General features: G+C 42.6%; 10 protein-coding genes and 4 tRNA genes. 3 read left to right on the top strand and 11 right to left on the bottom strand.

The window, feature by feature from the left end; genetic code table 11:
- Window positions 1-56: 56 nt before the first annotated feature.
- A complete protein-coding gene (locus VUI23_RS03540) occupies window positions 57-716 on the bottom strand; it encodes a response regulator transcription factor (RefSeq protein WP_216047607.1) in 660 nt (219 codons plus the stop codon).
- A gap of 117 nt (window positions 717-833) precedes the next feature.
- Window positions 834-2,774: an acetate--CoA ligase gene (gene acs, locus VUI23_RS03535; protein WP_216047608.1), complete on the bottom strand. Its 1,941-nt coding sequence runs from the start codon at window positions 2,772-2,774 to the stop codon at window positions 834-836.
- A gap of 242 nt (window positions 2,775-3,016) precedes the next feature.
- Here acs and VUI23_RS03530 point away from each other — a divergent pair, with 242 nt between their 5' ends.
- A complete protein-coding gene (locus VUI23_RS03530; RefSeq protein ID WP_216047609.1) occupies window positions 3,017-4,180 on the top strand; it encodes a DcaP family trimeric outer membrane transporter in 1,164 nt (387 codons plus the stop codon).
- 100 nt (window positions 4,181-4,280) lie between these two features.
- Here the strand turns inward: VUI23_RS03530 and VUI23_RS03525 are convergent, their stop codons facing one another.
- Window positions 4,281-4,760: an acyl-CoA thioesterase gene (locus VUI23_RS03525; RefSeq protein ID WP_342806841.1), complete on the bottom strand. Its 480-nt coding sequence runs from the start codon at window positions 4,758-4,760 to the stop codon at window positions 4,281-4,283.
- Window positions 4,761-5,016: 256 nt separating this feature from the next.
- Here VUI23_RS03525 and VUI23_RS03520 point away from each other — a divergent pair, with 256 nt between their 5' ends.
- Window positions 5,017-5,631 carry a DUF1456 family protein gene (locus tag VUI23_RS03520; protein ID WP_342806839.1) on the top strand — a complete coding sequence of 205 codons (615 nt, stop codon included), beginning with the start codon at window positions 5,017-5,019 and terminating at the stop codon, window positions 5,629-5,631.
- Window positions 5,628-6,146, top strand: coding sequence for a peptide deformylase (gene def, locus VUI23_RS03515; protein ID WP_216047612.1), 519 nt, complete (start codon window positions 5,628-5,630; stop codon window positions 6,144-6,146). Before VUI23_RS03520 ends, def begins: the two co-directional genes overlap by 4 nt.
- 406 nt (window positions 6,147-6,552) lie before the next feature.
- Here the strand turns inward: def and tuf are convergent, their stop codons facing one another.
- The 8 genes from tuf to murB all read right to left on the bottom strand — a co-directional run bounded on the left by tuf (window position 6,553) and on the right by murB (window position 11,070).
- Window positions 6,553-7,737, bottom strand: a complete 1,185-nt coding sequence (tuf, locus tag VUI23_RS03510) for an elongation factor Tu (protein WP_342806738.1) — start codon at window positions 7,735-7,737, stop codon at window positions 6,553-6,555.
- Between the two features lie 59 nt (window positions 7,738-7,796).
- Window positions 7,797-7,872 (bottom strand) — tRNA-Thr (locus tag VUI23_RS03505).
- A gap of 8 nt (window positions 7,873-7,880) precedes the next feature.
- A tRNA-Gly gene (locus tag VUI23_RS03500) sits at window positions 7,881-7,955 on the bottom strand.
- A gap of 92 nt (window positions 7,956-8,047) precedes the next feature.
- Window positions 8,048-8,132: transfer RNA gene (locus VUI23_RS03495), tRNA-Tyr, on the bottom strand.
- Window positions 8,133-8,140: 8 nt separating this feature from the next.
- Window positions 8,141-8,216: transfer RNA gene (locus VUI23_RS03490), tRNA-Thr, on the bottom strand.
- A gap of 190 nt (window positions 8,217-8,406) precedes the next feature.
- Window positions 8,407-9,135, bottom strand: a complete 729-nt coding sequence (locus tag VUI23_RS03485) for a type III pantothenate kinase (protein ID WP_342806837.1) — start codon at window positions 9,133-9,135, stop codon at window positions 8,407-8,409.
- On the bottom strand, window positions 9,119-10,087 hold the full coding sequence (birA, locus tag VUI23_RS03480) for a bifunctional biotin--[acetyl-CoA-carboxylase] ligase/biotin operon repressor BirA (protein ID WP_216046398.1): 969 nt from the start codon (window positions 10,085-10,087) through the stop codon (window positions 9,119-9,121). The genes VUI23_RS03485 and birA overlap by 17 nt, the downstream gene beginning before the upstream one ends.
- Window positions 10,084-11,070, bottom strand: a complete 987-nt coding sequence (gene murB / locus VUI23_RS03475; RefSeq protein ID WP_342806835.1) for a UDP-N-acetylmuramate dehydrogenase — start codon at window positions 11,068-11,070, stop codon at window positions 10,084-10,086. The genes birA and murB overlap by 4 nt, the downstream gene beginning before the upstream one ends.
- Window positions 11,071-11,147 lie beyond the last annotated feature (77 nt).

Raw genomic sequence — 11,147 nt, 5'->3', positions numbered from 1 at the left:
TTTCCATAAAAAGTGTGACGCAATTTTGAATCACTCCGGCACTGAAAAAGAATACTTTATTTATGACACAGATCAGGAGCCGGAGGCGTAAGCTCAAGTTGCGATGCAATTAATACTGCTTGAGTACGATTGTTGATGCCAAGTTTTTTGAATAAAGCGGTCACGTGGGCCTTCACCGTGGCCTCGGCAATATCCAATTCAAAGCCAATTTGTTTATTTAATAAACCGTCTCGCATAAAACACAGTACCTTGTATTGGGCATTGGTTAAACTGGATACCTTGTCGGCTAAAGCGGCAAATTCGCTATCAATTTCATCAATTTCGTTGACCAGTGATTTAGGAATCCAAGTATCACCATCAAGTATGGTTTCAACAGCATTGGCAATATCTTCTGAACCCGTTGTTTTGGGAATGAAGCCCATCGCACCAGTATTAATCACTTTGGATACTATGTTTTTATCTTCAAGTCCGGATACCACAGCAACAGGCAGGTCAGGATATAGTTTGCGAATGTGAATCAAACCAAATAGATCATTACTACCGGGCATATGCAAATCCAATAGCAACAAATCGACATCATTATTTTGGATGATATCAAGGGTCTGAGTTAAGTCACTGGCTTCTAAAATAGTTAATTGATGTTCAGATAGATTTAACGCAATACGCAATGCATCGCGATAGAGAGGATGATCGTCAGCAATCAGCAATGTGAACATAGTGTTATCAGCGTGTCTAAAAAGTGATCCAATTGAATCAGGACAATACGCTTAAATCAACAAAAAATCTCGAACTAACGTAATAAAGGGGCAAATATTGCCCCTTTATTGACTAGTTTAACGATTTAACCTTAGTTCAATTAGGCTATCAACCACACTGGGATCAGCTAATGTTGATGTATCCCCAAGTTGCTCATACTCATTAGCGGCTATTTTACGTAGTATTCTGCGCATAATTTTACCTGAGCGGGTCTTAGGTAATCCATTGGTCCACTGAACCAAATCGGGAACCGCGATAGGACTCAATTCTGTGCGTACCCACTTACGTATTTCAGCCGTTAATTCATCCGTTACTTCTACACCCGCTACCGGTGTAACATACACATAAATTGCCTGACCTTTAATATCGTGAGGATAACCTACTACTGCAGCTTCAGCGATGGCATCGTGAGATACAAGGGCACTTTCAATCTCTGCCGTACCAAGACGGTGTCCTGATACATTTAGTACATCGTCAACACGACCGGTAATCCAATAATAACCATCTTCATCACGGCGACAGCCGTCACCGGTAAAGTACGCATTGTCATAAGTACTAAAATAAGTTTGCACGAAGCGTTGATGATCGCCATAAACCGTTCTTGCTTGGGCAGGCCAACTGTCTTTAATGATCAGATTGCCTTCAGTGGCGCCGCTAAGTTCATTTCCTTCACCATCAACTAAGGCCGGTTGAACGCCAAAGAATGGAATAGAAGCTGCACCAGGCTTAAGGGCAGTAATACTGGGTAAAGGAGTCATCATGATGCCTCCCGTCTCAGTTTGCCACCAAGTGTCGACGATCTGGCAACGACTGCGGCCAATGGTTTCGTAATACCATGTCCAAGCTTCTGGATTAATTGGCTCACCTACTGAGCCTAATAATCGTAAAGAGTCACCGGTAGTGCCTTCAGCAGCAAATTGCCCCTGGGCCATGAGCGCACGTATCGCTGTGGGCGCAGTATACAGAATGTTAACGTCATGCTTATCAACAATTTGACAAATTCGACGCACATCTGGGTAAGTTGGTACGCCTTCAAAAATTAACGTTGTAGCACCATTAGCAAGGGGTCCATAGACAATATAAGTATGTCCAGTAATCCAACCCACATCAGCCGCACACCAATAGACCTCTCCATCTTGGTAGTCAAATACGTATTTGTGGGTCATTGCTGCATACACTAAATAACCACCTGTAGTGTGCACAACGCCTTTAGGAGTGCCAGTAGAGCCTGAGGTATAAAGAATGAATAAAGGGTCCTCTGCATTCATTGCAGTAGGTTCACACTGAGCGTCACATTTAGCGGTTAACTCGTGCCACCAAATGTCTTTCTCGCCTATAGCAACATCGTTACCAGTATTTTTAAATACAATAACGTTCTCGATGCTCGGACAACGATTATCTTTAAGGGCATCGTCTACATTCACTTTAAGTGGTACACAGTTACCACCTCGGCGACCTTCATCAGCGGTAATAACTAATTTGGCATCTGAATCATTAATTCGATCGGCGATTGCGTTAGGTGAGAAACCACCGAATATAATTGAATGGATAGCACCAATGCGGGTACATGCCAGCATGGCAACAGCGGCTTCAGGTACCATTGGCATATAAAGCGCAACACGGTCACCTTTTTGAATGCCTAGCTTTTTCATACCATTGGCAAGACGACACACTTGGTCATGTAATTCTTGATAAGTAACTTTGCTGTCGGTATCTGGCGAATCGCCTTCCCAAACAATAGCAATATCATTAGCCTTTGCTGGTAAATGTCGGTCTATGCAGTTATAGCTGACGTTAAGCTCGCCGTCTTCAAACCACTTAATGCTAACGTCATCTTTGGCAAAAGAAGTATTTTTTATTTTAGTTGGAAAAGTAAACCAATCTAAGTTTGCCGCTTGCTCCTTCCAAAATTGATCCGGAGATTCTATTGATTGCTGATACATCTGCGCATGCAATTCAGGGGTTAAATGGGTATTAAGCTTGGCGGTCTCAGGGACCGGATAAAGTGTATCTGTCATAGGGTTCTCCAACACAATTTTTAGCAACTGCACATACTGTAACGTTAATATTAAAGAGTGGAATGCGACTTTGGTCTTACCGAAGCTGACTTTGGTCTTACTTAATTAAAAACTACCACTTTATTCATTCAAAATTCAGTTTCTAGACTATACGACTATGGTCTGATAGACCATCCGCTTATATGTAAAAAGTGAATCTTAGTGCAAAGTTTACTGAGCATTAAACTGCACTAGGAAAAGTCATGAAAACTAAAATTACAGCAGCAATTACGCTAGCACTTGGCACTTTGTATGGTACTGCAACCAATGCCAACCTATTAGACAAAACAAATGTTCAATTTAGCGGCTATTTAAAAGCCGATGCCATGTTCAGTAGCTATAGTGATGGCACTCTAGCTTCTGGTAGTATTGGTAGAGACTTCTATCTTCCGAGCCTTACACCTGTAGGCGGCGAAGAAGAGTCGACTCAATTTGATGCCCATATTAAACAGTCGCGTTTTAGGTTCACCACTAATACCGATCTGGATAGTGGCGACAAAGTTGTCGGCGTTCTAGAGTTTGACTTCCAAGTAACACCAGATGGAAATGAACGTGTAAGTAATTCTTATGAACCAAGAATACGACACGCTTTTATTAAATATAACGATTGGTTAATTGGGCAGACATGGACCACCTTTATGGATGTCAAAGCACTTCCTGAAACCCTCGATTTCATCGGTTCTACGGACGGTACAATATTTGTTCGACAAGTCATGGTTAAATACTCAACGGGAAACTTTGAAGTTTCGTTGGAAAACCCTGAAACCACAGTTTCACCTTTAGGTGGTGGTACTCGTATTGTCACTGACGATAACCCTGTACCAGATTTGGCAGCACGATATACTTTTAAAGGAGATTGGGGGCACTTTGCAATTGCAGGGCTATTACGCCAGTTATCCTACGTCAACAAACAAGGCGAAAATGATATTGATACCTCAACAACCAGTGCAGGTATTAGTTTGACCGCCAAGTTCAATCTTGGCCAAGACGACATTCGAATCGCAGCCAATTATGGTCAAGGTTTGGGGCGTTATTTAGCACTAAATGCTGTTAATGGTGCAGTTTTGAATGCTGATAATGAATTAGAAGCAATTGATTCAAGCGGTTTTAGTATTGCCTACAGACATATTTGGGATCCGCAGTGGAGAAGTAACTTTACCTATTCCATTTTTAGCGCAGACAATGATACCGCGTTAACAGGGACATCCACCACCAAGCAGACTTATAGCGCTCGTGCAAATATACTCTACTCTCCAAGCAAAGAGCTTACCTTTGGAGCAGAGTACGCCTATGCAAAACGTGAACTTGAAACTGGCGCTGACGGCGATATGAGCCGCCTACAGTTTTCAGCGAAATACGCGTTCTAACGTCTCAAAAAGGGGAGCATGGGTGTGACTTCACCAGTAGTTGTTTAACGCTATCCCCTAAGTGTCAGTCTAAAATAGTGGCTTTTTTAAGCCACTATTACTATTTCCAGCCCAGCATTTCTTCAAAATGCTTGTCTAACTTTTTAGCGAAATCTTTACCACTAATAGCGACTTGCTCAAGCAAGATTTCTTCTTCACTTTGCGGCGTGAAATGCGGCACTTCCACTGGGGAACCAGACTCATCGATGGCCATAAAGGTAATGAAACAACGATTAGTAACTGTGACTTCTTCCTCTTTTGGATCCGAGGCACGAACCACCACATAAAGGTGCATACTGGTTTTTCCCGTGTGAACAATGCGCACACTGACCGTTACCATTTGACCAACCAAAATTGGCTTAATAAAGCGAATAGCATTGGCAGATACTGTCACACAATAATGTTTACTCCATTGCGCCGCACAAGCATAAGAAGCTTGGTCGATCCATTTCATCACCATTCCACCGTGTACTTTCCCACCAAAATTAACGTCTGTCGGTTCTGCTAAAAACCGAAACTCAGTTTGGCTATTCTCACTCATAATCAAAGCCTTATAATTCAGATAGTTAATTTACTATACTTTAGCTGACAAAAAATGTGCAATTTAATTTTTGTCGCCCCAACCCAGCTCGGATTAGGGCTTTTTGTATTGCTCCCTCGAATAACTCCACATATTCCATTAAAGTTATTGGTCGACGCACCTTCATCCATCAGCATTAATCGAATTACAGTCGATAGGATGTTTATTTTTCGGTTTCAGGTAGAATAACCTTAATCAACAAAATTTGGCCTTATTTATGATTCACAACGATATTTTACGCCGTCTTCGCTATGCGCTCAGACTAGATGACACCGCGACTATCGCTATTTTTAGTTTAGCTAACTATGAAATGGAAAAAGACTACTTATCAATGCTCATGAAAAAAGAAGACGAGCCGGGGTTTATGCTCTGTCGAGATAAGATACTCAGTCTGTTTCTAGACGGTTTGATTATTCAAAGACGTGGCAAACAAGAAGGTGTTGAACCTGTTGTTCTAAAAGGCAGTGAACGACTATCAAACAACGACATTTTACGTAAAATCCGTATTGCCATGAGCTATAGAGACGAAGATATGTTAGCTATATTGAAGTTAGCCAATTTTCGTTTAAGTAAAGGCGAACTTAACGCTATGTTCAGAAAGGCAGATCATCGAAATTATAAAGAAAGTGGTGATCAGGTAGTGCGCAACTTACTTAAAGGAATGGTAGTTAAATACCGTCCAGATGCAGTAAAAACCGCCACAACCCCCGTTGTTAAAACTCATAAACCGCAAAAACCAAATAAACCTCGACAGGCAACTAGTCAAAAAGACAAAGCCAAACCTGCGCCTGAAGAAACCAATTCGGTTTGGGGTAAGGTTGATCCTAAATGAAAATAGCCCAAGTTGGAGAGACAATTTTAAAAACACCAGCTGTTGCAGTTTCGCCGGCTGATTTGTTAACCAATGAATTGACTCAGTTTTTACTAGCTTTGAAACAAACCATGTTGGATGCCAACGGTATTGGTATTGCGGCTCCTCAAGTATTCGATCCCCGAGCGATAATGATCATAGCTTCAAGACCCAATGCTCGATATCCCGATGCCCCGCACATGGAACCTTTAATTCTGATAAATCCAAAAGTATTGGCAAGTAGTGAGACACAAAATAAAGATTGGGAAGGATGCTTGTCAGTTCCTGGACTACGGGGCAACGTAAAACGTTTTACATGGATTGAAATTGAGTACTTAGCGGAAAATGGTGACATCGAGAAGCGACTGTTTGAAGGCTTTCTGGCACGTATATTCCAACACGAATACGATCACCTGATTGGAAAGACTTGGTTAGACCACATCGAATCAGCAGATGATGTCATGGCAAACGAAGTTTGGCAGAATAAATACGCTTAATCTGTAGGCGGGTACTTTAGCCCCGCAGCGTTTTTCATGGATTCCATGGCCTAAAGACCATGCAACAAAGATAATCTCCCCTACCCTGTAGGCGGGTGCTTTAGCCCCGTAGCGTTTTGCAAGGATTCCATGGTCTGAAGACCATCCTACAAAGATAATCCCCCCTACCCTGTAGGCGGGTGCTTTAGCCCCGCAGCATTTTGCAAGGATTCCATGGCCTGAAGGCCATGCTACAAACCGCGCCTTGTTGAACCTTTCCATGGCTTGTAGGCGGGTGTTTTAACCCCGCGATATGTTGCCCCACGCCATGGCGTGAAGGCCATGCTACAAATATTGTAAATACAAATCGCAGGCACAAAAAAAACCGCTCTAAGAGCGGCTTTTTAATTCGTATCTTATCTCGCTATTAAGCGATGATTTTTGCTACAACACCAGCACCAACAGTACGGCCACCTTCACGGATTGCGAAGCGTAAACCTTCGTCCATCGCGATTGGGTTGATTAGCTCAACTTTGAATTTCAAGTTGTCGCCAGGCATTACCATTTCTACACCTTCTGGTAATTCTACTGCACCAGTGATGTCCGTTGTACGGAAGTAAAACTGTGGACGATAGCCTTTGAAGAATGGAGTATGACGACCACCTTCATCTTTAGACAATACATACACTTCAGCTTCAAACTGGGTGTGTGGAGTGATTGAACCAGGCTTAGCCAATACTTGACCACGCTCTACGTCATCACGTTTAGTACCACGTAGTAGTACACCAACGTTTTCACCTGCACGACCTTCGTCAAGCAACTTACGGAACATCTCTACACCAGTACAAGTTGTTTTCGTCGTATCTTTGATACCAACAATCTCAACTTCTTCACCTACTTTGATGATACCTTGCTCTACACGACCGGTTACTACTGTTCCACGACCTGAGATTGAGAATACATCTTCAATTGGCAAAATGAACGGCTTATCAATTGCACGCTCTGGCTCTGGGATATAGCTATCTAGTGCTTCTGCAAGCTCTATGATTTTTGCTTCCCATGCTGCATCACCTTCCAACGCTTTAAGCGCTGAACCTTGAATTACTGGCAAGTCGTCGCCTGGGAATTCGTATTCTGTTAGAAGTTCACGTACTTCCATTTCTACTAGTTCCAACAACTCTTCGTCGTCAACCATGTCACATTTGTTCATGAATACGATCATGTAAGGGATACCAACTTGGCGACCCAACAAGATGTGCTCACGTGTTTGAGGCATAGGACCGTCAGTTGCCGCAACAACCAAGATTCCGCCGTCCATTTGCGCAGCACCAGTGATCATGTTCTTAACATAATCCGCGTGCCCTGGGCAATCTACGTGTGCATAGTGACGCTTAGGCGTGTCATACTCAACGTGTGAAGTTGAGATTGTGATACCACGCTCACGCTCTTCTGGAGCGTTATCGATTTGATCAAACGCTGATGCAGCACCACCATAGGTCTTTGCTAGAACTGTAGTGATTGCCGCTGTTAGCGTCGTTTTACCATGGTCAACGTGGCCAATTGTACCGACGTTTACGTGGGGTTTCGTACGTTCAAACTTTTCTTTTGCCATCTTAAATTTTTCCTAGCAAAGTAATTAAAAAAAACCTAATCAAAGAGTTGGGGGAGAACTGGTGCTGATAGGCAGATTCGAACTGCCGACCTCACCCTTACCAAGGGTGCGCTCTACCAACTGAGCCATATCAGCACTAAATATGGAGCGAGCAGTGGGAATCGAACCCACATCATCAGCTTGGAAGGCTGAGGTAATAGCCATTATACGATGCTCGCAAACCTATTCTCTATCCACCTCGTTGAAAGTGGTGGCGTGACACATTGCGTCACACCATACACCTGATTAAACTGCAGGTGCACAGTAAAAATGGTGGAGGGGGCAGGATTCGAACCTGCGAAGGCTGAGCCGGCAGATTTACAGTCTGCTCCCGTTGACCGCTTGGGTACCCCTCCAGGATTGATGGTGCCGACTGCCGGAGTCGAACTGGCGACCTACTGATTACAAGTCAGTTGCTCTACCAACTGAGCTAAGTCGGCACTGCATCAAGTGGGTGCGCATTCTAGAGTAATGATCCTAAGGGTGCAAGAGTATATTCTCAAAAAAACATGAAAAAATGCGGATTTATTTAAATTAATCGTTTAGTTGCCTAAAAAACCTACGGAACCAACAAATTGACAAAAATAATTGTGCGTTTTTACAGCAATTTATTAAAAATGATTTTTAAATTTATTTGCTAGGAATAAAACGACTTAAGCCTTGTAATACTAAATCTGGTTTAAATTGTACTTTTTCATCAATAATATTTTTGAGTAATCCACTATCGCCACCACACAAAAATATTCTGTAGTCATCAGAATAACCACTAATGCGCTTTCTAGCGCTGTATAAAAAACCTTCTAACATTGCCAAGCCGCCCATATTGACACAATCAGGTGTACTTTTTCCGAGTGACAATGCATCTGGGGTTTGTTGATCTGCAAACACTTTTGAGGTTTGGCTAGTGACTGCCTTGCGCATTAATTGAAAGCCTGGGGCTATCCATCCACCTAAGTGTTGTTCCCCGACAAGAACGTCACAGGTAGCTGCTGTGCCCAAATCTAAGATTGCTACCGGCAATTGGGTATGCAGTCGTGCGCCTAATACTGCAAGCCAACGGTCAACGCCTAAGGTCTGGAATTGCTGATAAGCACAACTAATACCAAATGCTGTAGCCTGAGTCACGACTTGTTGAAACGGGATATTGTGCAAGTGACATAGCTGTTTAATTTTGAGTGTTACCTGATCATTTTGTACGCTGGCGGCTATGACACATTGGGCGCTGCTAATTTGATGCTGTAAATCTTCGATAGAATCACAGACTTGAGTCACGACTTTTGAATCTGCGCTGGCAATTTGTGCGTACTTAATACGGCTATTGCCAACATCTATCAGTAAAATGTCATGCAGGCCTGACACTGATTTCACCTCCATGAAATGTTTCGATTTTGCCGTCTTTTTCTAATAAAAGAGCCCCATCGTTATCAATCCCTTTCACTTTGCCATATACACACTGATTACCAATCATTAGTTTTACGGGTTTGTCGTAAAAGTAATCTAATTCAGCCCACTGGCTAATGAAAGGCCTTAAGCCTTGGGTTTCAAAAATCGTAAGGGCTTTAGTTAGCTCGTCAATTAAGGTGGCCGCAAGCACATTTCTATCAATAGTTAGGCCAGTAGCTTGCACTAAATCCGTCCAAGGTTGGTCAATGTTTAGCGCCTTTTTAGGTAAATCGATATTCAAACCTATGCCTAAAATACAATCACAAGCAGCGCCCATTTGCCCTTCAACTTCAACCAAGATACCCGCAAGCTTTTTATCTTGCAGGTAAACATCATTTGGCCATTTAAGCATTGCTCCTTTCACTGAAAGTGTCTGCAATGCCTTTACCACCGCAATACCTATTACCAAACTCAAACCATTAATAGCTTGATATCCACCAGCAAACGACCAGAACATCGACATATAAATACTCGAACCATAAGGAGATACCCAAGTCCGTCCTCTGCGTCCTCGTCCAGCAGTTTGCGCCTCAGCTAAACACACGTAACCATTACTTGGTTTCACATTCATGTCTCTGATGAACTGATTTGTTGAATCTATTACGTTTTGCACGTTTATCTGCGATTGCATCACCTGGGGCAATAACTGGGCAATTTTGCGGTGTTCTAATAAAGTTAAGGATTTCGCTAAACGATAGCCCTTTCCCGTTACTCTAAAGATATCTAAACCTAACTCACACAAGCCTTTAATGTGTTTCGACACGGCTGCGCGACTGAGTCCAAGCTCTTGGCCTAACACTTCACCTGAATGGAACTGTCCATCGGCCAAGCGTTGCAGAATAAGAGTACGAGAAAAATTAAAACTCACAGTGATACCAGCCCCTTGTTACCAATTAAACGTACTTCATTTTCTAAATGGATAGAAAAAGTATTCTCCACTTTGGTTTGAATTTCCCGCGCCAATTCTAATAACTCAGCCCCATTTCCATGACCGTTGTTTGTCAGTACCAAAGGCTGGTTAGGATGGCATTGAATCCCGCCTAATTGTTTGCCTTTAAAACCAAGATGGTCAATTAACCAAGCTGCAGGAACTTTGACGCTGTTGTGATCCACCGAATAACAGGGTAAATCAGGCCAGTCACACTGCAAACTTGCGAAATGCTTATTGCTTACCAACGGATTTTTGAAAAAGCTACCAGCGTTACCAATTTCGTTAGGATCAGGCAGCTTCTCTTGGCGGATAGCAATGACTTTATTAAAAATTTGCTCTGCATTGGGTTGTTTTAGATTGGCTAGTTCACCGTAGTGATTGCACGCTTGCCAACGTTTAGGAATGTGAAGAACAACTTGCGTGATGATCACCTTACCGGCTAGATGTCGCTTAAAAATACTGTCTCGATAACCAAACTGACACTCTTCATTTGTCAAGCTATGTTGTTTTGCTGTGGCAATTTCCGTGAACATCACCTGTTTTACAAATTGATTTAACTCAACCCCATATGCACCTATATTTTGTATGGGCGCAGCTCCCACTGAGCCAGGAATCAACGCGAGATTTTCTAATCCAAAAATATTATTTTGCATGCAAAAGCAGACGAGTTGATGCCAGTTTTCTCCCGCACTAACCGTCAGTTGATAATAGTCATCAAACTCTTTAACGGTCTTACCTTTAGATTCTAATTTGATAACCGTGCCATCAAAATCTTCCAAAAAAACACAATTGCTACCTTCGCCGAGAACCCACAAAGGCGTTTCAACATCCTTTAGGGCTGCGAAGTCATTGTCGATGGATATCAATTTTTTACTGTGTGTAGAAAATCCAAAGGTGTGCAGAGATTTAAGTGAATGCAAGGTTGCTTCCAAGATATTTTTGCACAGTTTAACGAAAAGATATGCGGTGTAACAAGTGTTGCTTTGTGATAGGTCAA

It is taken from the genome of Alteromonas sp. M12, assembly GCF_037478005.1.
In the GTDB taxonomy this organism is placed as follows: Bacteria; Pseudomonadota; Gammaproteobacteria; order Enterobacterales; family Alteromonadaceae; genus Aliiglaciecola; species Aliiglaciecola lipolytica_A.
The sequence above is the reverse complement of the archived record's forward strand: the minus strand, read 5'-3'. Positions and strand labels throughout refer to the sequence as shown.

Bases quoted from the DNA above. Each gene is read 5' to 3' on its own strand.
- acs (WP_216047608.1), bottom strand. From the start codon at position 2,774: ATGACAGATACACTTTATCCGGTCCCTGAGACCGCCAAGCTTAATACC.
- def (WP_216047612.1), top strand. From the start codon at position 5,628: ATGAAAATAGCCCAAGTTGGAGAGACAATTTTAAAAACACCAGCTGTT.
- tuf (WP_342806738.1), bottom strand. From the start codon at position 7,737: ATGGCAAAAGAAAAGTTTGAACGTACGAAACCCCACGTAAACGTCGGT.
- VUI23_RS03540 (WP_216047607.1), bottom strand. From the start codon at position 716: ATGTTCACATTGCTGATTGCTGACGATCATCCTCTCTATCGCGATGCA.
- VUI23_RS03525 (WP_342806841.1), bottom strand. From the start codon at position 4,760: ATGAGTGAGAATAGCCAAACTGAGTTTCGGTTTTTAGCAGAACCGACA.
- VUI23_RS03530 (WP_216047609.1), top strand. From the start codon at position 3,017: ATGAAAACTAAAATTACAGCAGCAATTACGCTAGCACTTGGCACTTTG.
- VUI23_RS03520 (WP_342806839.1), top strand. From the start codon at position 5,017: ATGATTCACAACGATATTTTACGCCGTCTTCGCTATGCGCTCAGACTA.